Here is a 23,103-nt window from a genome sequence, read left to right on the forward strand (position 1 = left end):
GATTGAATGCCATGCTGCGAGACGGCACAGAGTGGCGGTGACGAATGGTGGCAGTAAGACAGTTGCTCCCACATTGGATTTCCAGTGAGCACAAATTTTGTGTACACCCGAGAACTACTGTGGGAGCGGGCTTGCTCGCGAAAAGCTTCCCCTCGGTCTGACTGTCACTCCACCGGATCACTGACTGGCCTGGCAATGATCGCCTTCAACTCGCTGGTCATCGGAAACTCCAGGTTCAACCCCTTTGGCGGGATCGGCTGTTCGAACCACTTACGGTAGATCCCGTTGATCTCCCCCGAGCTGTACAGATCGGCCAGCGCGTCGTTCACCAGCGCGAGGAATGGCGGATCATCCTTGCGCACCATGCAGCTGTAGATTTCCCGCGATTGTTCCTCCCCCACCACGACCCAGTTGTGCGGGTCCCGCGCCTTGGCCCGCTCGCCGTAGAGCAATGCGTCGTCCATGTAGAAGGCCGCTGCCCGTCCCGACTGCAGCATCTGGAACGCCTCGCCGTGATCCTTGGCGCTGATCACGAACATGTTCAGTTTGTGGTCGAGGTTGTAGCTCTTCAGATAGCGCTCGTTGGTGGTGCCGGCGGTGGTCACCACGTTCTTGCCGCGCAGGTCATCGAAGCTGTGAATGCCGCTGTCCTTTGCGGTCAGCAACTGCCCTTTTACGTAGATGAAACCGTAGGAGAACGCGACCTGTTTCTGCCGCTCGGCCGTCACCCCGGTGGAGCCGCACTCAAGATCAACCGTGCCGTTCTGCACCAGCGGAATCCGCGTCTGCGACGTCACCAGGTTGTACTTCACCTTCAGCTCCGGCAACGCCAGTTGCTGCTTGATCCGCTCGACAATCTTGCCCGCCAGCTCCACCGAATACCCCATAGGCTGTCCGGTGTGATCGCCCACATACGAGAACGGCACCGACGCATCGCGATAGCCCAGGGTGATGCTGTTGGCGCTGGCGATCTTGCCAAGCGCGCCGGTCAGCGGCACTTCATTGGCCTGTGCCTGGGCGCCGATGAACAGCGCCAGTGTGCAGCCGAGCAACGTGATTTTTTGCATTGTTATTCTCCGTTGTGGTTGGGGTGTTTGAGCAGAAGCCGTCACGCCGCACGGGGATTGAAGCCGTGCAGATCAATGGATGTACGCTGCTGGCCGATCAGTTCGCTGAGCAACTGCCCGCTGCCGCAGGCCAGGGTGAAACCGAGCGCGCCGTGGCCGAGGTTGAGCCACAGATTGCGATACGCCGTGGCGCCCAACAACGGTACGCCGGTTGGGGTGGCCGGGCGCATGCCCGCCCACTCCACAGCCGCGTCGTAATTGCCGGCATCGGGAAAGGTGTCGCGGGCCTGGCGCTTGATCAGTGCCAACCGCTCGGGATCTACCGCCGGGTCGAAACCGACGATGTCGACCATCGCCGCCACGCGTAACTGTTCGCCGATGCGCGCGTAGACGATCTTGCGGTCGTAGTCGGTGATGCTCACGTCCGGCGCCCGATGCCCGTTGCCGATCGGCACGGTCAGGCTGTAACCCTTCAGCGGATACAGCGGCACGTGCAGGCCGGGCAGCGCCAGCAAAGGGCTTCGGTGCCCGGCGGCGATCACCAGTTGGTCGACCGGCAGGGTTTCGTCGCCAAGCTCAATGGCGGTGACGGCGCCGTGGCTGTGACGAATGCCGCTGACTGCCTGACCGAAACGAAACTCGCAGCGGCCCGACGCCTTCAATCGCACCGCCAACTGCTGGCAAAAGGCGTGACAGTCGCCGACTTCTTCATCCGGCGTGTAGATCGCGCCCACAAACGGCGCCTTGGCCAAGGCCGGTTCCAGTTGCGCACATTCGGTGGCGGACAACACCTGTTGTTGCTGCGGATCGGCCAGGCCCTTGCGCGCATGGTCGAAGCTGACGGCATTGCGGAAGGTCACCAGTTTGCCGTTGCGCCGCCAGTTGAAACCGGTGAGTCCGTCATCCTCGCGCCAGCGTTTCAGCGTGCTCTGGCTGAACAGCGCCAGACGCAACAGATGCGCCGCGTTTTCGCGGTTGACCGAGGTTCGGCAGGCGGCGAGAAACGACGCCATCCAGCGCCACTGCGCCGGGTCCAAACGCGGGCGCAGCTTGAGGGGTGAGTCGCCGCGCAGCATCCAGCCGATCGCCTGCATCGGCACGCCGGCATCGGCCAGCGGCGCCACATAGCGGTAGGACAACTGGCCGCCGTTGGCGAAGCTGGTTTCGCTGCCCAGCGACCGCCGCGCCTCGACCACTGTCACTTCGAAACCGTCGCGCACCAGCGCATAGGCCGTTGCCAACCCGATCACGCCGCCGCCGATGATGCACACACGCTGAGCCATGTCCGTCCCTATTTCTATGTGAAGACGAGGCTGAGGTTAGGGTGAGGTGACAGGCGCCGAACAATGAATAAAGATGCCAGACCTATAAACAAAGGTTATGGACTCGCCATGCGCCTTCGCCACATCGAGATTTTCCAGGCCATCCGCCAGACCGGCTCGGTCAGCGCCGCTGCGCAATTGCTGCACGTCTCGCAACCGGCGGTGACCAAAGTGCTGCAGCACGCCGAGCAGCAGTTGGGCTTTCCGTTGTTTCTGCGGGTGCGCGGTAAATTGCAGGCGACCCCGGAAGCGCTGGAGCTGGAGCGCGAAGTCGACAAGGTCACGGAAAGTCTGCAGGGCGTGCGGCGCCTGGCACAGAGCCTGCGCCGCGAACCCGGCCACAGCCTGCGGATCGGCGCGACTCCTGCGCTGGCGCTGTCGTTGCTGCCACCGGCGATCCGGCAATGGACGGCGCAGTTCCCGGACATCGCCTGCGAACTGTCCAGTGCCCACAGCCGCGAGTTGATGCAGAACCTGCTGATGCGCGAAGTGGACGTGGCCCTGACGTTGCAGTTGCCGGATCACCCGGGGCTGAAAGCGCAGCCGCTGGCGGCGGGGGTGCTGGTGGCGTTGGCGCCAAAGGACTTCTGGCCGCCGGCAGACGTCGGCAAACCGCTGCCACTGATGGAGCTTGCGGATGTGCCGCTGATTGGTTTATCCAGCGCCGATCCATTGGCGGCAAGGCTCGACAGCTATCTGGAAGCGGTGGAGCCACCGCCACGGGTGCGGATTGCCGTGCAGACCTATTCGCTGGCACGGGCGATGGTCGAGTCCGGTGCCGGCGTCGCGGTGATCGATCCGTTCACCGCACTGGGCGCCTCTGTGGCAACCACCACCCTCCGCCCCCTCGCCCCGCCACTGCCGATCACTTTGTACGCCGTGACCCGCGCCAGCGAGCCACCACCGCATACGCTCAACGATCTGCTGCAGATTTTCAGTCAGCGAGCTGAACAACAACTCAATAACCTGCACTCGGCACAAGTCTGATGTGGGAACACAATCTAATGTGGGAGATTGGGGACAATTCCAGTTAGAGGACATAAAACAGAATCGCCACAAAGTGCAGCAGACTCCCGGCGATCACGAACAGATGCCAGATCCCGTGCGCATGCCGTAACCGGTGATCCAGGGCAAAAAAGATGATGCCCACGGTATACAACACCCCGCCCGACGCCAGCCAGGCAAAGCCTGCCCTGCCCAACGCCGCAATCAACGGTTTGACCGCCACCAGCACGATCCAGCCCATCACCGCATAGATCACGATCGACAGGATTCGCGCTTCGGAGCGTGGTTTGATCTCCTGCAGGATGCCGATCAGCGCCAGCCCCCAGACAATTCCGAACAGCGTCCAGCCCCACGGCCCGCGCAGCGTCACCAGACAGAACGGCGTGTAGCTGCCGGCGATCAGCAGGTAGATCGAGAAATGATCAACCTTCTTCATGATCGCTTTCTTGCGCCCGCGCACGCTGTGGTACACGGTCGAGGCGCTGTAGAGCACCAGCAAGGTAAAGGCGTAGATCGCCACGCTGACAATTTTCCACGGACTGCCGTCGAGGCTGGCAATCACAAGCATCCACACGCCGCCGATAAATGCGGCCACTGCCCCGACCAGATGCGTCCATGCGTTGAGTTTTTCCCCGTGATACATGTGTCGCTCACCTCGTTATTCGTTACCGCAGCGCGCAAGGCTCGGGCCTTGAGCGTAAAAGCGCAATGTTTCTGTTCAACGCGGACCTGCGCACGCCACGGTAATTGGGCACAATCGGTCGATACCAAAAAGAGTCCGCGCCATGCTGATCGACGAAGAATTGACCCTGAAAAAACTCGAGGTGTTCCTCGCCTTCATGCGCACCGGCAACCTGGCGCGCGCCGCTGTCGAGTTGCAGACCAGCAATGTCAGCGTGCACCGGGCGATCCATTCGCTGGAAAGCGCCCTGCGCTGCCCGCTGTTCAAGCACGAAGGGCGCAACCTGACGCCACTGGAAAGCGCCTACGTGCTCGAAGAACGCGCGCAGAAGCTGATTCAGGACGTGGTCGAAAGCGTGCGCCTGACCCGCGAGGCCGCCGGGTTCTCCGCTGAACGCTTCAAACTCGGCTCGCTGTATTCGCTGACGGTGAAAACCGTACCGCAACTGATCATGGGCCTGAAGATCCGTCGCAGCGAACTCAACATCGACCTGATCCTCGGCTCGAATATCGACCTGCTCTACAAGCTGAAGAACATGGAAGTCGACGCGATCCTGGTGTCGCTGGACGACACGGTCAGCGACCCGGACTGCGAGCAGATCCCGCTGTTTTCCGACGACATTTTCCTCGCCACGCCGGCAGATTCAAGATTCGCTCAACGCAGTGAAGTCGATCTGGCCGAGGTGCGCGATGAAACCTTCATCACCCTGACCCAGGGCTTCGCCACCCATCAGGACGGCATCCGGGTGTTCAAACAGGCGGGGGTCGAGCCGAAGGTGGCGATGCAGGTCAACGACATCTTCACCCTGCTGAGCATGGTCAGCTCGGGGGTGGGTTATGCGTTGCTGCCAGGAAGGATTGCGGCGGTGTACGAGAACCGGGTGAAGCTGATTCCGTTGCAGGAGAAGTACCGGTTGCAGCAGCACATTGGCGTGGTGTTCTTGAAGGCCAAGGAGCGTGATCCGAATCTGCTGGCGTTGCTGGCGGAGTGTCGGATGTATGCCAATCGACAGGTTGGGATTTAGAGCAAAATCAAGATCAAGAGCTACCCCCTCACCCCAGCCCTCTCCCCCAAGGGGTAGAGGGGGAAAGGGAGCAGATCTTCATGGGTTTCAAGACCTGAGTTCGACTCAGGACTTTCAAGTCGGCATACCTCCAGCATCCAACTCGGTCAGTCCCCTCTCCCCCCGGGAGAGGGTTAGGGTGAGGGGCTTTTGATTTTCAGCCCACAATCCCGCGAACAATGAAGAACAACAGCGAAGGCCCCAGCAAGCACCCAAGCCCGGTGTGAAACGTCGCCGTCAACGCCCCATAAGGCACCAAGCGCCGATCCGTCGCCGCCAGCCCTGCGGTCACCCCGCTCACCGTTCCGGCCAGACCACCGAACACCATCGCCGAACGCGGGTTATCCAGGCCCATCCACCGCGCCGCGACCGGCGTGCCGACCATCACCAGAATCGCCTTGATCAACCCGGTGGCAATCGACAGCGCCATCACATCCGAGGTCGCGCCAATCGCTGCACCGGTCACCGGGCCGACGATGTAGGTCACCGCGCCCGCGCCGATGGTGGTCATGCTCACCGCATCGCGATAGCCGAAGGCCCAGGCCATGCACGCGCCAACAATGAACGGCAGGATGGTTCCGAGCAGCAGCGCAATCACACCAATCATCCCGGCCTTCTTCGCCTCGGTCGCCTGCACTTCGAACGCCGTGGCGACAATCGCGAAATCCCGCAGCATCGCCCCACCCATCAGGCCGATGCCGGAGAACAGCGTCAGATCCGCCAGGCCTTTCTGGCCACCGGTCATGGTGCCGCCGACCCAGGCCAGCACCAGACCGATGACGATGGCAATCGCCGAGCCGTGAATGCGCCCGAAGGTCAGGCGTTTCGAGAGAATCACCGAGACCCACATGATCACGCCGACGAAAGCGAACGCGGTGATCAGGCCATTGTGTTCCAGACCGTTTTCAATGAGTGCCCACATGTCAGCGACCTCCTACCGGGGTGCCGACCGGAGTGACTTCCACCGGTTCGTCGGGCAATGGTTCACCCTTATGGGTGCGGCTGATCAAGGCAATCGTGCAGCCACAGACCAGCACCGAACCGATGGCCGCCAGCACCGCCACCGGGCCGCCGTGCAGGGCGGTGACGACGTTCTGTTGCGCGGCCATCGCTACCACCACCGGAATGTACATCGCGCCCCAGAAGCCGACGCCCATTTCGCAATCCCTGGTCATGCCGCCGCGTTTTTGCATCCACAACCGCGCGCAGATCAACAGGATCATGGCGATGCCGACCCCGCCGACGTTGGATTTGACGCCCAGCAACACGCCGAGCATGTCGCCCATGATCACCCCTGCCAGCGTACAGATCGCCAACAGCGCCACACCGTAAATAATCATTGTTGTAGTCCTCAAAGTGCATCGTCGAATGTTGTTTTTGTTGTTCGAAGCCTGAGTCGCGGCGGTTTATGGTCGGCGGCCACCCTCCTCTCGCAACAGCGCCTGCAAGGTGTCCAGACGCGCACTGTCAAAGGCAGTGACCGTGCCCGATTCAAACACCCGGCGCGCCAGCCCGGTCAGCACCGCACCGGGCGGCAGTTCGATTTGTAAACGTACGCCGCGCTCGTAAGCGCTTTGCACGGTGCCGCGCCAGTCCACCACGCGGCACATGTTGAAAGCGAGGTCATCACGCAACGCATCAGGCTTGATCAGCGGACGCGCGCGACTGCCACTCAGATAAGCGATTTTCGGGATTTGCAGTTCCACTTTGGCGAAGGCCTCGGCGAGGATTCGCGCAGGCTGATCCAGCAACGGACAGTGCGACGGCACGCTCACCGCCAGGCGTTTCGCCAGACCGGCGCCACGACTGCGCGCCAGTTCCGCCACCGCTTGCATGGCCTTGTCGCTGCCGGCAATCACCACCTGGTTATCGGCATTGATGTTGGCCAGATACACCGGCGACTCCGCGCTGTGCACCTGCGCCAGCAGCGTTTCGACGGTGGATAATTGCAGACCGATGATCGCGGTCATGCCATAGCCCTGTGGATAAGCCTGCTGCATCAACTCGCCACGCAGGCTGACCAGATGCAGCGCATCGCTGAAGCTCAAGGCCCCGGCGACCACCGCTGCCGGGTATGCGCCGATGGACAGGCCGGCGACGTAATCCGCCGTGATTCCGTCCTGCAGCAATTGTCGTGAAGCAGCGACCCCGGCGATCAACAGGCACAGCTGAACCGCCCGGGTGCTGCGTAACGCATCGGCAGAATCGAGCAGCGCGACATCTTCACCGAGCACATCGCTGGCCTCGGTCAAGGTTGCCCGAGACAAATGCTGGAGCATGCCCGGTTGCTGCGCGCCCTGACCGGGGAACACCAACAGACTGCTCACGCTGCCTGCTCCTGCGGGTTCCACGGGTCAGCCACCAGACAGGCTTGATGGGCGTTTTTCAGCAGCACCCGTGCAGACCCGCCGGCCCATTCGCGCAAAGCCACTGCACCGAACGGCGTCTGCAACTGCATATCGACCCGGCACACAGCTTGATCAAAGAGCTCGACCAGTTTGCGTGCCTGATTGCGGGGGATCAGCTGCGGTGTACGCAGAATCAGATCGAGATCGCTGGCCGCGTGCATCGCCCTAAAACCACTGGCCAATTCAAACCCGACACTACCGCTGATACCCCAGACCCAACCGCAATCATCGAGCATCGGCCGCAGTTGTTTGAGTGCCTGCATCACCGGTAAATCACGCTCGCACTCAACATGACACAGCGCCTCAGGACTAACGCGACAGGCAATCGAATCGACCGGCATGAACGCCGCCAGCCGCTGCTCACGCACCACACCGCGCACGCCCACCGCGACCAAACCTTCAGCGCTCACCGCCCGCCGCACCACCACCGGTTGCCTGGCAGCCAGCGACTCGATCGCCCACTGCGGCGCATCCGCCGGCAGCTGCGCCGGGGTCATGCCCCACAGCAGGTCGTGGGCCAGTGGCAGGTTCACCACTGCGCCCTCAGCAGTTCACGCACGCGACTGGATGCCTCACGGTTTTTCGCGCCGAGACGCTTGCGCAAGTCAGTGCTGGAGATATCGTCGATGGCCTGTTTCAGGCACTCGGTCACCCGCGCCAGATCTTCCACAGTCGGCTGCTCGATCTGCTGCACCGACAAGGTTTCCCAGAGCAATCCGAGGCTGGCATAGCTGTCGATGTCATAGGCCATCGGCGGCACGCTGGCAGCCAGTGCTTCCAGTTCCTCGACACTGCGCAAGGTCACCCGCGCCGCCGAGGCCTTGCCCATCGCATGCACCATCACCCCGGGATCACGCAGGGCAATCAAGCGGTTGGCCTGATAACCGTGAGCGAGAAACGCCCCGGACATGGCCTTGCCCACCAGCAGCGCAATCACCGGATGCCCGGCCAGACGGGCGCGGGCATAACTGTCCGCCGCACCGGCCAGTGCCTGGTGAATGCCGAGGGCTTCTTCGCGACGACCGTAAGCCTGGCTCGGGACGTCGACGATGGCGATGATCGGGCGTTTCTGCGCTTTATCGCGATCCGCCGTGATCGCGTCATCCACAGTCTTGGCCAGCCCCCAGCCTTCGAGCAAACCGACTTCGCCGTTGCGAGCCCGTGGGAAACGGTTGTCGGGGTCAGCAACCACAGCGATAAACCGCCCCAGCTCACCGTCAGCAACCTTCAACGATGGCGGCAAACCTCCGACCGCTTTCGCCCCACCAGTCAGGGCGTTGAACCAGTTCAAACCGCGCACGGAATAACCACTCATGAGCGCTCTCCTTGATACAGATCGCGAACCACCGACGGTTCGATTTGCTTGTCGGTGTCCAGGCTCGCCAGACGTTCCAGGAACCATTCGGCGCGCTGACTGCGCGGCTGAGCAGGCAAGCCTTGTTGCAACAACTCGCCCACCTGCTGGCGAATCTGTGCCACATCATCGGCGACATAACGATCCACCAGCCCGCTGGCAAAACGCTGCTCGCCACCAGTCAGGCTCCAGATGAAGGGCCGGTCGCGGGAGTCGTACTCTTCGATCCCGGCTTCCTGCTCGATCACTTGGGGGCCGTTGAGGCCGAGGCGCGCTTCCTGGGTCACCAGCAAATAGCTGCACAACGCAGCGGCAATCGACATACCGCCGAAACAGCCGACACTGCCCGCGACCACACCAACCACCGGTTGGTACTGCTGCAAATCGACAATCGCCGCATGAATATCGGCAATCGCCGCCAGCCCGAGGTTGGCTTCCTGCAAACGCACGCCACCGGTTTCCAGCAGCAACACGGCGCGGGTCGGGATGCCTTTGCGGTTGTCTTCGGCGGCCAGTTCCAACGCGCCGGCAATCTTCGCTCCGCCGACTTCGCCGAGGCTGCCGCCCTGAAACGCGCCCTCGATGGCGGCGATCACCAGCGGCAAACCGCCAAGGCTGCCCTTGGCGATCACCACGCCGTCATCGGCTTGCGGCACCACGCCCTGGCGTTCGAGCCATGGCGACATGACCCGTTGAAACGGGTCGAGCAATTCGCGGAAGGTCCCGGCATCGAGCAAGGCTTTCGCCCGTTGCCGAGCCCCGAGTTCGACGAAGCTGTGCTTGTGCAACAGCGCTGCGCTGTCAGTCATGGCCGATCTCCTCGAAACCTTGTTCCAGGCGCAAACGCACCACCCCCGGCGTGGCGCCGAAATCGTGGATATCGATGGCCATCGCCGGTGGCGTGGTGCCGTCGAACATCCGCGCAAACAGATGCTGCCAGCGCTGTTGCGCGCCGTTGACCGAGGTCTGCACATTGATCGTCAGCTTGCCAGCCAGACCCGGTTCGATCAGCACTTCCAGATCGCCCGAGCCGACACAACCGACCAGCGCCCGCCCGCGTGGCGGCTGCCCGGCGGGGAATTCAAAGGATAAGGTTTCCATCAAAACGCTCCCTGAAGGATGCCGTCGCGCTCGATTCGATCGAGCAGCAGCGTGGCGGCGAGCAAGTCGGCGGCGCCACCGGGCGAGGCATTCAATGCGATGAGTTGTTGATCCAGTTCGTGCAGGCGCCGACGCCCGCCGAGGCTGGCGCTGCCGCCGGCGTCGAGCACCGCTTGCGCGCCGTGTTGCATGGCGTGCAGGCCTTGTTCACCGGCGCGGTAGAGCACGCATGTGTCGGCCAGATCGGTCATGATCGCCAGCAGCGCATCGAGCCGGGCGTTCTGTTCGCCGTGGCCGCTGGCGCGGCTGCGTTTGAGTTGCGGCAGGCCGCGTTGCAGCACGGACGGAAAGCCGAGTTGCGCTTCCTCACGGGCACCGCGTGCGCCGTAACGCAGGGCGACTTGCGCGCCGTGGCTCAGCGGTTTAGGTGCGTAGCGGTCATCGACTAATGCCAGACGTGCGGCGCGAACAGAGACAGCGTTGGCACTTGAGGATTTCGGTACCAGCGCAGCGGCGGTCACCAGTAATCCCAGTGCCCAAATTGCCCCGCGATGGGTATTCACCCCGTTGGTGGTCGCGAGCATCGCTTGCTCGCCTTCGCGACCGATGCGACCAATCGCTTCGCGTAACGGCAAACCGACTTCGCCCATCGCGCTGGCGGCCTCGGCCATTTCCTTGAACGCCGGCCACAACGACAACGCCGAAGCGTGCATCAGGCCCAAGTGCAGATCGGTGTGCGCGCCATTGCCACGTCGGTCGACCAGCGCCGGTTTCGGCGACAGATCGGCTTCGTCGATCAGCGCATCCACCGCCAGATCGGCCAGGTGTTCGCTGAGGCTCAGGGGTTTCGCTTGCAGGTTGAGTGCGTGCATTACCAGCTCCTGAACTTGGCGGGCGGGTTGTACAGGCCGCCGGACCACTCGACCAGATCGGCCACGCTTTTCGCCGCCAGCAGTTCGCGGGTGGCGTCGGTGCGGCGGATGCCGAGGTCTTCGGGCAAGGCGATCAGGCCTTCGCGGCGCATGCGTTCGGTGTCTTTCGGGTTGTGGCGCAGGCCGATGGCAGTCACGCCCGCAACCGCAGCGATCATCGCTTGGCGTTCTTCCAGCGAGCGCGCTTTGTACAGGTAGGCGATGCCCTCTTCGGTGAGCAGGTGGGTAACGTCGTCGCCGTAGATCATGATCGGTGCCAGCGGCATACCGCTTTTCTTCGCCACTTCCACCGCGTCGAGGGTTTCGACGAAGGTCGGTTTGCCGCCCTCCTGAAAGGTCTCGACCATTTGCACCACAAGTTTCTTGCCGCGTTCGAGCATCGGTTGCTGTGAATCGTCGTGGCGCATGTCGAGCCAAGCCGGGGTGCCGTGACGGCGACCGCGCGGGTCGTGGCCCATGTTCGGTGCACCGCCGAAACCGGCGAGGCGACCACGGGTGACGGTCGAGGAATGGCCGTCGCCATCGACCTGCAGGGTCGCGCCGATGAACAGATCCACCGCGTATTGCCCGGCGAGTTGGCAGAACATCCGGTTGGAACGCAGCGAGCCGTCGCGCCCAGTGAAGAACACGTCCGGGCGCGCGGCGATGTAGTTTTCCATACCGAGTTCGGTGCCGAAGCAATGCACGCTTTCGACCCAGCCGCTTTCGATCGCCGGGATCAACGTCGGGTGCGGGTTGAGCGTCCAGTTGCGGCAGATCTTGCCTTTGAGGCCGAGGGATTCACCGTAGGTTGGCAGGATCAATTCGATCGCGGCGGTGTTGAAACCGATGCCGTGGTTGAGCGACTGCACGTTGTGTTTTTCGTAGATCCCGCGAATCGCCATCATCGCCATCAACACGTGCACCGGTTTGATGTGCCGTGGGTCGCGGGTGAACAGCGGTTCGATATAGAACGGCTTGTCGGCCACCACCACGAAATCCACCCACGAGGCCGGGATGTCGACGCGCGGCAGTTCGCTGACGTCATCCACCAACTGGTTGACCTGAACGATGACGATGCCATCGCTGAACGCCGCCGGTTCGATCAGTGCCGGGGTGTCTTCGGTGCTGGGGCCGGTGTAGATGTTGCCGGCGCGGTCGGCCATGAACCCGGCCGAGAGCACGACGTTGGGGATCAAGTCCACCACCAGCCGGGCGTAGAGTTCGATGTAGGTATGAATCGCGCCGATTTCCAGCAGACCGTCTTCGAGCAACTGGCTGATGCGCAGGCTTTGGGTGCCGGCGAAGGAAAAATCGAGCTTGCGGGCGATGCCGCGCTCGAACAGATCCAGATGCTCGGAGCGACCGACGCTAGGCATGATCATGTGCAGATCATGCAGCTTTTCCGGATCGGCTTTGGCCAGCGAACGGGAAAGGAAATCCGCCTGCTTCTGGTTGTTGCCCTCCAGCACCACCCGGTCGCCGGGATGGATCAACGCTTCGAGTGCGGCGACGATCTTGTCGCTGGGCAACACCACACCGTCGGCCAGCCCGCGCACCTTGTCGAGACGCCGCTGCTTCTCGTCACGCCGCCGCGTCCAGCGCGAGTCGGCGGAAATTGTTGTTGTCATGCTCACTCCACGGGGTTCGCTGTCGTGGAGCTACGTTAGGCGTGTGGATTGGGGGCATCAATCAAGCGCGGTGGTGAATCATTACGCTGAGCGTAACGGACACTATAACGGCGGAGTTCGACTCCGACTCCGATTCAACTTCCACTCCCATAAGCTGATGATTAGCTGAGGCACTAACAACACTGCGAAAGTTACTGCGACTAAAGACGGCGAAAAATGCCAGACGCCCGCGAGGGATTGAAAGAACACCGCAGTCAGCAATGACAGTAAGCCCAAGACTATCAGCAGCGACATGCCCTCCCATTTGTTCCAGCCCTTTCCTAGCTCTGCAGCCCCAAGCCCCATACCTGCCAACACGATACTCACCAGAAAACCAGTGAACTGTCCCTTGGTCGCCACGGGCTGTGCGAAGAGTGCTAATCCTGAACTCAGAACCAACATCAAAAGGCTCTCGATAACACCGAACCAAAATAAGATTTGAAATGCCTTCATCAGGTGATGCCGAACAAACGCACGCTGCCTTAGCTCAACCTTTCGTTTGGGTTTAGTGAGCATTGCGGACACCAAAAGCGCTGAACTTACCCCTCCAAGACTCATGATGACGAGGTTTTTGATGATCTCCTTCGACCGGCGCTCCAATCCGTAAAATGTCGAAAGGTCCATATACGTCAGAATCCAAACCGCTCCTATCATCGAAACGCCGAAACCTATTACTTGCCCGATGACCGAGCGATTCATAGAGAGCACCACTGCGGTGATAATTGCTACTGCCGCCCAGCACAGAAGTACGCCGCCAAACGGCGTCTCGTTGTATACCGCCAAAAACCAATCCATTGCATTACTGACCAAAAGCATCACTTAAATATCACTCCTTCCCCTACTGGCTCCATCTTATCGGCACCCCCAACCAGAGCTTTATGCATCAAGACACTCGATGTGACAGCTGCAAAATGTGCAGCGCACATGACGGCCTCTTCGCGAGCAGGCTCGCTCCCACATGGGATTCTTAGTGAACGCACAATTTTTGTGCGCCATAGATCCACTGTAAGAGAGAGCCTGCTCGCGATGGCGTCGCCTGACTCGACGCATTTATCAGTCAGTCGGCACCAACCTGTCCAACACACGGTTGACCGCCATCTCCGCCACCATCACTACTTGAGCAATACCCTGCAGGGTCTTGCGGTGCGCGCTTTGCACCAGCGCCGCATGGTTGTTGAGCATGACCGTAGCGGAGCCAAGGGATTCGCTGGCGTCGGCCAGCAGGGATTCGCTGTCGGCGTCGGGGTTGGCCATGTACAGCGTGTTGGGGGTGTAGGGCGTGGCCATGAGGTCGGGTTTTGGCGGGCCGAGGTAATGGTCGAGGGCGCGCTCGGCGGCTTCGTGGAATTTCTTTGATTCGGGGGCTTCGTAAGGGGATGCCGTGTCGGTGACCGGCGGGTTAGGCGTTACTTTGAACATGGGGATAAACCTCTATTAGGCCGCACCATCCCGCTGCTAAACGATAGGGTGGCGGCTATGCGCAAGTTAGCAGACCGGTCAATCCCCAACCCGGCGCACCCGAAGGTGCCATGCGCACAGCCACCATCAAGCGCAGGCGAATGCCTGACTGGATGAATCTCGTGCACGGGGGAAAGGACAAAGCCGGGCTGCTAAACCCGATCACTGGGAATCAGTGACGGGATCAAGTTACGCAGCCTGCCGAGGGCGCACAAGCCGGCGGATTCTGGTGCATGCGTAGGCAGCGGCGCAAGGATTTGTAGGCGGATTAGGCGTAACACTGAGTGTCTTTAAACAGCTGTGCTGAAGGTGTTTATTGCACTGCAGGAATTGAGGATTTGCCTGTGAGAATTTGCTGATTCAATTGGCCCTATCGCTGGCAAGCCAGCTCCCACAGGGTTTTGTGTGATTCACAAAATCCGAATACGACGCGGACACTGTGGGAGCTGGCTTGCCAGCGATGAGGCCAGTCAAAGCACCACAAAGGCTGGATCAGTGAACCAGCCCTGCCTCCACCAACAACTGCTCCAACCCCAACAAATCCGGGACTTTCGCCACCTGCTCCCCGACCTGCACCGCCGCCTGCTCCAGCGCACACAACGGCACATCGACATAACTCAACTGGCTGTCGAGCTTGTACGAACGCGGGATCCCCTGCACCAGCAGCGCAATGAATTTCAGCTGCGGCAGCCCACCAAGGGCATTGAGGATGACGATCCGCGCGCGTTCGCCGATGACGACTTTCTGCCCGCAGGCCGACTCGAAACTCAGCAGCGGAATCTGCCGTTCGCGCCAGCTCACCCGCCCCAGGTACCACGGCGGTGTGTCGAGGTCGAAGGCGCTGGCCTGGTAGTCGATCAGCTCGGCCACGGCGACGTTGGGCAGGATCAGGTTGCGGTCGGCCAGCGGCAGCAGCAGGCCGGTGAGTTGGCTGGTGCGCGCGTTGTGGCGGCGCTCATGCATGTTTCTTGCTCCAGTGGGCAATGCTTTCGAGCAGCACCGATTCCTGATACGGCTTGCCGAGGTAGTCGTTGACGCCGATGGCCATCGCGCGGTCGCGGTGTTTCTGCCCGGTGCGCGAGGTGATCATGATGATCGGCAGGTGTTGCAGGCGCTCATCGTTGCGCACTTGGGTGGCGACTTCGAAACCGTCCATGCGCGGCATTTCGATGTCGAGCAGCATCAGGTCGGGCATGTGTTCTTCGAGCAGCAGCATCGCGTCGACACCGTCCTTGGCGGTCAGCACGTTCATGCCGTGACGTTCGAGCAAACGGCTGGTGACCTTGCGCACGGTCACCGAGTCATCGACCACCAGCACCAGCAGTGGCTTCTGCGGTTCGCTGTCGATTTCCGTCTGCGCCGGACGCTGCGCAACCCGCGCCTGCATCGCGCGAATCGGTGCGAGCAGATCAAGAATCAGCACCACCCGGCCATCGCCGAGAATCGTCGCCCCGGACACGCCCTGCACCGCCGCAAACTGCGGGCCGAGGCTCTTGACCACGATCTCGCGAGTGCCGGCCATCGCATCGACCTGCACCGCGATGTGCCGGTCATTGCACTGCACCAGAAGCACCGGCAACGGCAGGCTCTGGCCGAGCAGTTTCGGGCGCGGCGCGGTTTTCAGCAGCTCGCCCAGATAGCACAGTTCGTAGCGCTGACCGGCGTAGTGGTAGCTCGGCGGATCGTTGCGGTAGTGCGCTTCCAGATCATTCGGCAACACGCGGACGATGCCTTCGATGGTGTTCAGCGGAATCGCGTATTGATCCTCGCCGCATTGCACCATCAGCGCGCGGTTGACCGACACGGTGAACGGCAGACGAATGCGGAAGTGCACGCCCTGCCCCGGCACCGAGTCGATGCTCATGGTGCCGCCGAGCTGCCGGACTTCCTCATGAACCACGTCCATGCCGACGCCGCGCCCGGAAATCTGGGTGATCTTTTCCGCCGTGGAGAACCCCGGCTGCAGGATGAATTGCAGCACGTCGCGGTCGCTGAGTTCGGCGTCCGGTGCCAGCAGGCCGCGCTTGATCGCCTTGCGCCGCACCGCTTCCAGCGGCACCCCGGCGCCGTCGTCGCGAATATCGAAAACGATGTCGCCACCCTCGCGGGTCAGGTCCAGGGTGATCGTGCCCTGCGCCGGTTTGCCCGCCGCCAGCCGCACTTCGGCCGACTCCAGACCATGGTCGACGGCGTTGCGCAGCATGTGCTCCAGCGGCGCGGCCATGCGCTCCAGCACGTTGCGATCCATCTCGCCTTCGGCGTTGCCGATGATGAACGCGACGTCTTTGTTCAGCTCTTCGGCGACCTGCCGCACGATACGTTTCAGGCGCGGCAGCATGCGTTCGAACGGCACCATGCGCGTACGCATCAGGCCTTCCTGCAACTCGGTGTTGATCCGCCCCTGTTGCTGCAACAGGTTCTCGGCGTCGTGGTTGCGGCGCTCGAGGGTTTCCTTGAGATCGAGCAAGTCGGAGGCGGATTCGAACAGCGCCCGCGACAGTTGCTGCAACTGCGAATGGCGGTCCATTTCCAGCGGGTCGAACTCTTCGTAACCGAGGCGTTCGGCATCAACTTGCTGACGGCTGAGGATCCGTCCCTGGGTTTCGGTGTCGAGTCGGCGCAACTGATCGCGCATGCGTTCGATGGTGGTTTCCATCTCGTTCAGCGCGGTTTGTGCATCGCTGACTTGCTGCTCGATACGCCCACGGAAAATCGAGGTTTCCCCGGCCAGATTGACCAAGTCATCGAGCAGTTCGGCAGAGACCTTGACCATGTCTGCGCCGGCATCAGCGGCGGGTGCCGCAGGTTCGGTCTTGGCCGCAAGCGGCAACGGCGGCGGTATGTCCGGAGTCACCGGGTGGCTGAAATTCTGGATCGCATTGATCAGCCGATCCGCTGGTGGGCATGGCTGCCCGGCGCGCACGCCGTCGAGCATCTGCGCCAACCGGTCATGCCCGCGCTGCACCAGCGCGAACAGTTCGGCGGACGGTTGCAGCACGCCGGTGGCGAGGCTTTCGTAAAGGTATTCGAGCTCATGGGCGAGGTCGCCGATCGGGCCGATCTCGACCATCCGCGCGCCGCCCTTAAGGGTGTGCAGATCGCGCAGCAGGGTTTCCACTTCCTGCCGATTGCCCGGCTCGGCCTGCCAGCGAAGCAACGCCGCGCCGGAGCTTTCGATGATGTCGAAACCTTCTTCGAGGAAGATTTCCAACAGCTCCGGATCATGCGCTGTGCTGTCGGGTGCAGCCGTCGGCTGCGCTGTTTCGGCACTGCCGGACTGGCCCTGACGGAATTGGCGGATCGCTTCGATCAAGTCTTGCGCCGGGGTCAGTGGCTGATGGTTGTGCAACTGTTCAAGCAACTGGGCCAAGCGGTCGTGGCTCTTGTGCAGCAAGCGTCCGAGCAGCTCACTGTAGCTGTGGCGACGATCTACCAGACCTTCGTAGAGACTTTCCAGCTCATGGGCCAGATCGCCGATGGCATCGACCTCGGCCATCCGCGCGCCACCCTTGAGGGTGTGCAGATCGCGCTGCAACGACGACAGCGGCGCAGCGTTGTCCGGGTCGCTCAACCAGCGCTGCAAGGCTTGTCCGGCACTGTCGAGAATGTCCACCGCTTCTTCGAGAAAGATCTCGACGATCTCGTCGTCCGGTGCGGTCTCGGCATTGGCGTGGGCGAGTTCGGCAGTCGCGGCGCCCAGTTCGCTGATGCTCAAGGTCCTGCTGCCGTCGCTGCGAATCAGCCCCATGGCGGTCGGATCGAGGCTTTCATCGAGCAGTTCGTGCAGGGCGCGAATGCGCTGCGGCTGTGGGGTGATTTCCTGACCGGCGGCCAGTTCGTCGAGCATGTTGATCAGCGCTTCATGGGCGTTCTGCGCTTCGTGGAAGAACCTGTCGCTGACCGCCAGGCTGCTTTCTTCGACGGCGCCATACAGGTCGAGCAAGGCTTCGCAGAGCACGTCCACCGGCAGCAGATCGGCGAGGTGTGCGCCTTCGCCCAGAGTTGTGAGTTCGTCCAGCAGCGCGCTGAGTTCCTGGCGCTCGCCGGGGTGTTGCTGCCAGCGTTGCAACAGGCTTTCGGCGTCGAGCAGGATGTCCATGCCTTGAGCGAGGAAGTTGTTGATCAGTTGCGGATCGCGCTTGATCCGCAGGCCGGTGTTCGGCGCGTTGAGGATCGCCTCCAGGCGTTCGGCCAGCAGCGTTTCGGTGCGTTTGATCAGCGACTGCGCACCGACAATCGGTGCCAGCGGATCGTGCTTGAGCTGGCGCAGACCGACGCGGAACAGGCCTTCGGCTTCAAGGAGCAATTCCACTTCATCGAGATCCAGCGGCAACTGATGCGCCTTGAACTCGCGCGCCAGTTTATCCAGCGGCGTGGCCAGTTCGGCAATCGGCAACACGCCGGCCATCGACGCACTGCCCTTGAGCGTGTGCAAGGCGCGCTGCAATTCGTCGCTGGCCGGCAGCGGCACATGCTCGGCAGCCTGATCGAGGAAGCGGTTGAGGCTGGCGAGGTGGGTCTCGGCTTCGTTGCGGAAGATTTCCAGCAACAGCGGATCGAGGGCCGCCACGTCGGCGACGTCTTCGGCTGCCAGCGGCTCGACGCCTTTGGCCAGCGCATGCGCGCGGGCCGCCAGTTGATCGACATCGCTGCGCTGACGCTGGCGGTGCGTGGCGAATTCGCTGATCAGTTCCGGCAGCAGCAACACGGTGTCGGTGAGCAACTGCTGCACCTGCGCGCCAGGTTCGACGCTGTGTTCCAGCACGCGGTTGAGCAGGTTTTCCACCGCCCAGGCCAGCTCGCCAAGGATCAAAGCGCGAACCATGCGCCCGCTGCCCTTCAAGGTATGAAAAGCGCGGCGCAGTTCGGTCAGGGCGGTGCGGTCATGAGTGTCGGCCGACCAGCGCGGCAGGTATTCGTGCAGAACCTCGAGCACCTCGTCGGTCTCTTCGAGGAATACTTCGCGCAGTTCATCGTCCACCGGTTCTTCGTCGGCGGGCGGCGGCATCAGGTTGCCGGGGGTGATCAAGGCCGGCGGGTTGACCGCCGACACCGGGCTGGCCAGCACCTCGGCCAAGGACTGCACGATCTGCGGATCATCCAGCGCCTGCAGGTCTTGCATCACCAGCGCTTCGCTGGGGCTGAGTACATCGTCGAGCAGCGGCACGTGCTGCTCATGTGGAAAGAAACCCAGGCTGGCGAGGCTCTTCTGTGCGACATCCAGCAGTTGCTCATTCGGCGCTTGCGGGTCGTCGCTCAGGCGTTCGAGGTAATACTCGAGGCTGGTGATGACGTCGGCGAGATGATCCAGTTGCTGCCAGCCCGGCTCGTGCGGATCGAGCAGCAAATGCTCGCGAATGAAGCTGTTGCAGGCTTCGACCAGACTCGCCGCCCGGCTCAGCGGAATCATCGCCAGCGCGCCGCGCACCTGGGTCAGCAGTTCCGGCAACGGTTGCAGTTGCTGGCGATCCCAGTCGGCGTCGATGTAATCGACGATCATGTCCTTGGCCTGTTGCAGGCAGATGCGTGCTTCCTTGATCACGATCTGATGAATCTGCGTCAGGTCGGTGGTCGGCAGGCGCGCGTCTTCGGGGCTTTCCGGCTCGACGGTGCCGACCATCCCGGCGAGGTTGGCTTCGACGTAAAGCAGCGCGCCGGCAACGTCCATCAGGGTCGCGTCATTCGGTTCGCGCTGGCCCTGAGCGAGGCTGAGGACCACCGCCAGTTGATCGATGATGACTTTGCGCGGCTGGCCGAAACCGAGCACCGCGAGGGTGTCGGCGATCTGCCGCAGCGGCGCCAGCAGGCTCTCTAGGTCGGAGGTGTGCTGACGGTCGCTGCGCACGAACAGGTCGAGACGCTCCTTGACCCGCACCAGCTCTTCGCACAGCGCCGCCAGCACCGAGCGCATCGCATCGCGGTCGGGGCCGGCCAGACGCGCACGTTCTTCGTCGACCATCGCGCTGTCGGGCAACGCGTCGTCCAGGGAGTAGCGATCTTTCATGGTCAGCATCTGCCCGGTGGGATGTTCGGCTTTGGCAATATAGAACAGCAGGCTTTTCAGCAGCTCCGGCGGGGGCGGCTGATTGAGGCCGCGCGGGCCTTGTTCGAGCAGGCGTTTGAGTTCCTTGTCGGCGTCCTTGAACAGGCTGCGCAACGCCGGGCTGTTGGCGATGGCGCCTTCGCGCATGCCTTCGACCAGCGCGGAAGCGACCTGCCACAGCGGGCTCAGGGGCGCATCGGCGCTGAGCGCTTCGAGGCGCTGGAAAACTTTCGCCAGGTATTCGAGGTGGGTCTGGTCATCCTGCTCGCGCAGCAACCCGACCAGCGCCATTTGCAGCATCTGACGCAACTTGCGCAGCACGTTGGGCCACTCGACCGGCTCCAGCGCGGCCAGCGCTTCTGCGCTCAACGCCGGCAAGTCCGGCAAGGGCGGGCTGAACAGGCTGGTTTCCGAGAGCAGGCTGTCGCCGCGCGCGCTGCGCAGGTCGTTGATCAGCGGCAGCACCACCAGCGGCAAGTCGCGGCGGGCGCTCTGCACCCGATCGAGGTAGATCGGCAATTGCCCGAGGGCTTGCAGCAGCAAGTGCAGGGCTTCATCGCGATGGGCGACGCGCCCGTGCTGCAAGGCTTCGACCAGATGCTCCATCTCTTCGGCGAGCAACGCGGCGCCGTAGAACTCGACCATCTGCAAACTGCCATGCACCTGATGGATATACGCCAGACACTCATCCAGCCCCGGCGCGGCCTGCGGGTCATCGAGCACGGTTTCAATCGCCTGATGCGCCTGTTTCAGCGTTTCGGCAATTTCACCCTTGACCCATTCGAGGGCCACGTAGTCGTGCCGGTCACCCATAACCACTCCACTCACGCCTTATCCGTCGCGGACGCCGACGGCAAGGTGAAACCGGATACCGAACGGCGCAGCTGACTGGCCATTTTCGCCAGATTGCCGATGCTCTCGGCGGTGGCGGTGGAGCCGGACGAGGTCTGCGTGGTGATCTGCTGAATCACGTTCATCGTCAGCGAGATCTGCCCGGCCGACGAGGTCTGCTGCTGCGCCGCGTTGGAGATGCTTTGAATCAACGCGGCGAGGGTTTTCGAAACGCCTTCGATTTCTTCCAGTGCCACTCCGGCATCCTGCGCCAGTCGGGCGCCGCGCACCACTTCGGTGGTGGTCTGCTCCATGGAAATCACCGCTTCGTTGGTGTCGGTCTGAATCGCCCGCACCAGGGTTTCGATCTGCCGGGTGGCGGCGGACGAACGTTCGGCCAACCGCTGCACTTCGTCGGCGACCACGGCAAAGCCGCGCCCGGCATCCCCGGCCATCGAGGCCTGAATCGCCGCGTTGAGCGCGAGGATGTTGGTCTGGTCGGCAATGTCGTCGATCAGGCTGACGATGTCGCCAATTTCCTGCGACGACTCGCCCAGACGCTTGATGCGCTTGGCGGTGTCCTGAATCTGTTCACGAATGTTGTCCATGCCGTGGATGGTGTTGTGCACCACCTCGTTGCCCTTGTTGGCGATCTCCACCGAGCGCTCGGCCACCGCCGAGGATTCAGCGGCGTTGGCCGAGACCTGATCGATCGACTGAGCCATGTCGCTGATCGCGGTCGAGGCTTCGGAAATCTGCTGCGCCTGATGCTCCGAGGCCTGGGCCAGGTGCATGGCGGTGGCCTGGGTTTCCTGCACGGCGGCGGCGACCTGGCCGGCGGTGAGGTTGATGGTCGCGACCAGATCGCGCAGTTGGTCAACCGAGTAGTTGATCGAATCGGCGATGGTCCCGGTGAAGTCTTCGGTCACCGAGGCGGTCACCGTCAGGTCACCGTCGGCGAGGTCTTCGATCTCGTCGAGCAGGCGCATGATCGCGTTCTGGTTGCGCTCGTTCTTCTCGGCGGTCTCGCGCAACTGGCGGTTGGTTTCACGAACCATGACCATGCCGATCAGGATGATCGAGGCCAGCGCCAGCAAACCAAGGACGTAGCCGCCGATGGTGTCGGTGTTGCGCCCGCCGGCAAGGTTTTCGAAACCGCTGGCGAGGTGTGAGGCTTCGTCGAGCAGGGTCTGCGACAGGCTGAAGATATTGCTCGCCGACTCCCGGACCTTGAACAGCTCCGGCGAGGTTTCGAGGATTTCATCCACGGAGCCGGAGACGAACTGGAACAGCTCGGAAATTTCACTCAGCCGCGCACGGGCATCACGGTCTTCGACCTGGCTGATTTTCAGGGTCGGGTTGCCCTGCAACATGCCGTTGAGGACTTGGCCGAAACGGGTGGCGTCGCGGCCAAACGCATCGGCAGCCTGCTGCGAATTCTCGTCGCCAGCGAGCACGGTGTTAACCGCGCCGAGAATGCGTTCAGCCAGCAGCGATTGGCGCTGGGCCATCGCCACCTGCGCAGCTGGCGCACCGCGCTGCAGGAGGATCTCGACGACTTTTTCGTATTCGATCTGCAACTGCGGCACGGTTTCAGCCAGGGTCGCGGCGACCTGATGCAGCGAGAGCACGGTCTGCTCACTTGAGAGAATCGCATCGGTGTTTTTCAGCAGGCGTTCCCAATCCAGCTGCACCGCGCGCATTTCCGGGCGCACGGTGGCCGGCGCGGGCGGCAGGCCGGTGGCCGGATCGCCCTTCTTCAGGTAACCCCAGCGCTGGGCAAAATCGTTGCGCGCATCGCTCAGCAGCTTGAACGCTGCCGACTTCCCGGCAGCCGCTTCGGTGGCGTTCTTGGCGATGCGTTGCGACAGCACGCGCAGCTCACCGGCGTGGCCGATGTACTGCTTGTCGTAGTTGGCCTGGGTGTTGAGGTAGGCGAAGTTGGCGAACAGCAGCATGATGAACACGATCAGTGCGATGAACAGCACGATGATCTGCGAGCGACTGCGCGACCCTTCCGCCGATTTGCCTGTTTTTGCCTTTGTCATCGGTCCTCGCCCTTAACCCACATCTTTGAGGCCTGCTGCAATCCCTGTGGGAGCGAGCCTGCTCGCGAAAGCGTCGGGTCAGCCAATATTTATCTTGCCTGACACGCCCTCTTCGCGAGCAGGCTCGCTCCCACAGGGGA

19 protein-coding genes are annotated in these 23,103 nt (G+C 62.3%); 2 read left to right on the forward strand and 17 right to left on the reverse strand.

The genetic code is table 11. The features are described 5' to 3' along the window. Positions 1 to 164: 164 nt before the first annotated feature. Together AC3WMV_RS27520 and AC3WMV_RS27525 are read right to left on the reverse strand one after the other, a co-directional pair. Positions 165 to 1,067 carry a transporter substrate-binding domain-containing protein gene (locus AC3WMV_RS27520; protein ID WP_027610600.1) on the reverse strand — a complete coding sequence of 301 codons (903 nt, stop codon included), beginning with the start codon at positions 1,065 to 1,067 and terminating at the stop codon, positions 165 to 167. A gap of 41 nt (positions 1,068 to 1,108) precedes the next feature. Further along, on the reverse strand, positions 1,109 to 2,350 hold the full coding sequence (locus AC3WMV_RS27525; RefSeq protein WP_097089000.1) for a D-amino acid dehydrogenase: 1,242 nt from the start codon (positions 2,348 to 2,350) through the stop codon (positions 1,109 to 1,111). Positions 2,351 to 2,458: 108 nt separating this feature from the next. Between AC3WMV_RS27525 and AC3WMV_RS27530 the strand changes: the two genes are divergently transcribed. After that, on the forward strand, positions 2,459 to 3,376 hold the full coding sequence (locus AC3WMV_RS27530) for a LysR family transcriptional regulator (RefSeq protein WP_103369372.1): 918 nt from the start codon (positions 2,459 to 2,461) through the stop codon (positions 3,374 to 3,376). Positions 3,377 to 3,419: 43 nt separating this feature from the next. Here AC3WMV_RS27530 and trhA read toward each other — a convergent pair whose 3' ends face one another. Beyond that, a complete protein-coding gene (gene trhA, locus AC3WMV_RS27535) occupies positions 3,420 to 4,037 on the reverse strand; it encodes a PAQR family membrane homeostasis protein TrhA (RefSeq protein ID WP_103369371.1) in 618 nt (205 codons plus the stop codon). Positions 4,038 to 4,179: 142 nt separating this feature from the next. On the opposite strand from trhA, the gene AC3WMV_RS27540 reads away from it, so the two are divergent. Next, positions 4,180 to 5,100, forward strand: coding sequence for a LysR family transcriptional regulator (locus tag AC3WMV_RS27540; protein ID WP_103369370.1), 921 nt, complete (start codon positions 4,180 to 4,182; stop codon positions 5,098 to 5,100). Positions 5,101 to 5,296: 196 nt separating this feature from the next. Here the strand turns inward: AC3WMV_RS27540 and madM are convergent, their stop codons facing one another. The 14 genes from madM to AC3WMV_RS27610 form a co-directional block, all read right to left on the reverse strand. Continuing rightward, positions 5,297 to 6,061, reverse strand: coding sequence for a malonate transporter subunit MadM (gene madM, locus AC3WMV_RS27545; protein WP_103369369.1), 765 nt, complete (start codon positions 6,059 to 6,061; stop codon positions 5,297 to 5,299). Between the two features lies 1 nt (position 6,062). Then, the gene (gene madL, locus AC3WMV_RS27550; RefSeq protein WP_103369368.1) at positions 6,063 to 6,479 is read right to left on the reverse strand and encodes a malonate transporter subunit MadL; all 417 of its coding nucleotides are present in this window, start codon (positions 6,477 to 6,479) and stop codon (positions 6,063 to 6,065) included. A 66-nt stretch (positions 6,480 to 6,545) separates the two neighbouring features. Then, on the reverse strand, positions 6,546 to 7,466 hold the full coding sequence (gene mdcH / locus AC3WMV_RS27555; RefSeq protein WP_103369367.1) for a malonate decarboxylase subunit epsilon: 921 nt from the start codon (positions 7,464 to 7,466) through the stop codon (positions 6,546 to 6,548). Next, positions 7,463 to 8,083 carry a malonate decarboxylase holo-ACP synthase gene (locus AC3WMV_RS27560; RefSeq protein WP_103369366.1) on the reverse strand — a complete coding sequence of 207 codons (621 nt, stop codon included), beginning with the start codon at positions 8,081 to 8,083 and terminating at the stop codon, positions 7,463 to 7,465. Before AC3WMV_RS27560 ends, mdcH begins: the two co-directional genes overlap by 4 nt. After that, the gene (gene mdcE, locus AC3WMV_RS27565) at positions 8,077 to 8,862 is read right to left on the reverse strand and encodes a biotin-independent malonate decarboxylase subunit gamma (RefSeq protein WP_103369365.1); all 786 of its coding nucleotides are present in this window, start codon (positions 8,860 to 8,862) and stop codon (positions 8,077 to 8,079) included. The genes AC3WMV_RS27560 and mdcE overlap by 7 nt, the downstream gene beginning before the upstream one ends. Then, positions 8,859 to 9,710, reverse strand: coding sequence for a biotin-independent malonate decarboxylase subunit beta (locus tag AC3WMV_RS27570; RefSeq protein ID WP_103369364.1), 852 nt, complete (start codon positions 9,708 to 9,710; stop codon positions 8,859 to 8,861). The genes mdcE and AC3WMV_RS27570 overlap by 4 nt, the downstream gene beginning before the upstream one ends. Beyond that, positions 9,703 to 10,002: a malonate decarboxylase subunit delta gene (locus AC3WMV_RS27575; protein ID WP_003229075.1), complete on the reverse strand. Its 300-nt coding sequence runs from the start codon at positions 10,000 to 10,002 to the stop codon at positions 9,703 to 9,705. Before AC3WMV_RS27575 ends, AC3WMV_RS27570 begins: the two co-directional genes overlap by 8 nt. Beyond that, complete coding sequence (locus AC3WMV_RS27580; RefSeq protein WP_103369363.1) at positions 10,002 to 10,874, reverse strand: triphosphoribosyl-dephospho-CoA synthase; 873 nt, start codon at positions 10,872 to 10,874, stop codon at positions 10,002 to 10,004. Before AC3WMV_RS27580 ends, AC3WMV_RS27575 begins: the two co-directional genes overlap by 1 nt. Beyond that, entirely contained in the window at positions 10,874 to 12,544 is a 1,671-nt protein-coding gene (gene mdcA / locus AC3WMV_RS27585) for a malonate decarboxylase subunit alpha (protein ID WP_103369362.1), read from the reverse strand. The genes AC3WMV_RS27580 and mdcA overlap by 1 nt, the downstream gene beginning before the upstream one ends. A gap of 102 nt (positions 12,545 to 12,646) precedes the next feature. Continuing rightward, positions 12,647 to 13,402 carry a hypothetical protein gene (locus tag AC3WMV_RS27590; RefSeq protein WP_146038512.1) on the reverse strand — a complete coding sequence of 252 codons (756 nt, stop codon included), beginning with the start codon at positions 13,400 to 13,402 and terminating at the stop codon, positions 12,647 to 12,649. A gap of 234 nt (positions 13,403 to 13,636) precedes the next feature. Next, positions 13,637 to 14,002, reverse strand: coding sequence for a DUF6124 family protein (locus AC3WMV_RS27595; protein WP_103369360.1), 366 nt, complete (start codon positions 14,000 to 14,002; stop codon positions 13,637 to 13,639). A gap of 531 nt (positions 14,003 to 14,533) precedes the next feature. Then, positions 14,534 to 15,004, reverse strand: coding sequence for a chemotaxis protein CheW (locus AC3WMV_RS27600; RefSeq protein ID WP_096795755.1), 471 nt, complete (start codon positions 15,002 to 15,004; stop codon positions 14,534 to 14,536). Next, complete coding sequence (locus AC3WMV_RS27605) at positions 14,997 to 20,897, reverse strand: Hpt domain-containing protein (RefSeq protein WP_103369359.1); 5,901 nt, start codon at positions 20,895 to 20,897, stop codon at positions 14,997 to 14,999. Before AC3WMV_RS27605 ends, AC3WMV_RS27600 begins: the two co-directional genes overlap by 8 nt. A gap of 11 nt (positions 20,898 to 20,908) precedes the next feature. Continuing rightward, the gene (locus AC3WMV_RS27610; RefSeq protein WP_027610585.1) at positions 20,909 to 22,963 is read right to left on the reverse strand and encodes a methyl-accepting chemotaxis protein; all 2,055 of its coding nucleotides are present in this window, start codon (positions 22,961 to 22,963) and stop codon (positions 20,909 to 20,911) included. Positions 22,964 to 23,103: the final 140 nt, after the last annotated feature.

This window comes from Pseudomonas sp. FW305-3-2-15-E-TSA4, assembly GCF_058787295.1.

Bases quoted from the DNA above. Each gene is read 5' to 3' on its own strand.
- AC3WMV_RS27520 (WP_027610600.1), bottom strand. From the start codon at position 1,067: ATGCAAAAAATCACGTTGCTCGGCTGCACACTGGCGCTGTTCATCGGC.
- AC3WMV_RS27525 (WP_097089000.1), bottom strand. From the start codon at position 2,350: ATGGCTCAGCGTGTGTGCATCATCGGCGGCGGCGTGATCGGGTTGGCA.
- AC3WMV_RS27530 (WP_103369372.1), top strand. From the start codon at position 2,459: ATGCGCCTTCGCCACATCGAGATTTTCCAGGCCATCCGCCAGACCGGC.
- trhA (WP_103369371.1), bottom strand. From the start codon at position 4,037: ATGTATCACGGGGAAAAACTCAACGCATGGACGCATCTGGTCGGGGCA.
- AC3WMV_RS27540 (WP_103369370.1), top strand. From the start codon at position 4,180: ATGCTGATCGACGAAGAATTGACCCTGAAAAAACTCGAGGTGTTCCTC.
- madM (WP_103369369.1), bottom strand. From the start codon at position 6,061: ATGTGGGCACTCATTGAAAACGGTCTGGAACACAATGGCCTGATCACC.
- madL (WP_103369368.1), bottom strand. From the start codon at position 6,479: ATGATTATTTACGGTGTGGCGCTGTTGGCGATCTGTACGCTGGCAGGG.
- mdcE (WP_103369365.1), bottom strand. From the start codon at position 8,862: ATGAGTGGTTATTCCGTGCGCGGTTTGAACTGGTTCAACGCCCTGACT.
- AC3WMV_RS27570 (WP_103369364.1), bottom strand. From the start codon at position 9,710: ATGACTGACAGCGCAGCGCTGTTGCACAAGCACAGCTTCGTCGAACTC.
- AC3WMV_RS27575 (WP_003229075.1), bottom strand. From the start codon at position 10,002: ATGGAAACCTTATCCTTTGAATTCCCCGCCGGGCAGCCGCCACGCGGG.
- AC3WMV_RS27580 (WP_103369363.1), bottom strand. From the start codon at position 10,874: ATGCACGCACTCAACCTGCAAGCGAAACCCCTGAGCCTCAGCGAACAC.
- mdcA (WP_103369362.1), bottom strand. From the start codon at position 12,544: ATGACAACAACAATTTCCGCCGACTCGCGCTGGACGCGGCGGCGTGAC.
- AC3WMV_RS27595 (WP_103369360.1), bottom strand. From the start codon at position 14,002: ATGTTCAAAGTAACGCCTAACCCGCCGGTCACCGACACGGCATCCCCT.
- AC3WMV_RS27600 (WP_096795755.1), bottom strand. From the start codon at position 15,004: ATGCATGAGCGCCGCCACAACGCGCGCACCAGCCAACTCACCGGCCTG.
- AC3WMV_RS27605 (WP_103369359.1), bottom strand. From the start codon at position 20,897: ATGGGTGACCGGCACGACTACGTGGCCCTCGAATGGGTCAAGGGTGAA.
- AC3WMV_RS27610 (WP_027610585.1), bottom strand. From the start codon at position 22,963: ATGACAAAGGCAAAAACAGGCAAATCGGCGGAAGGGTCGCGCAGTCGC.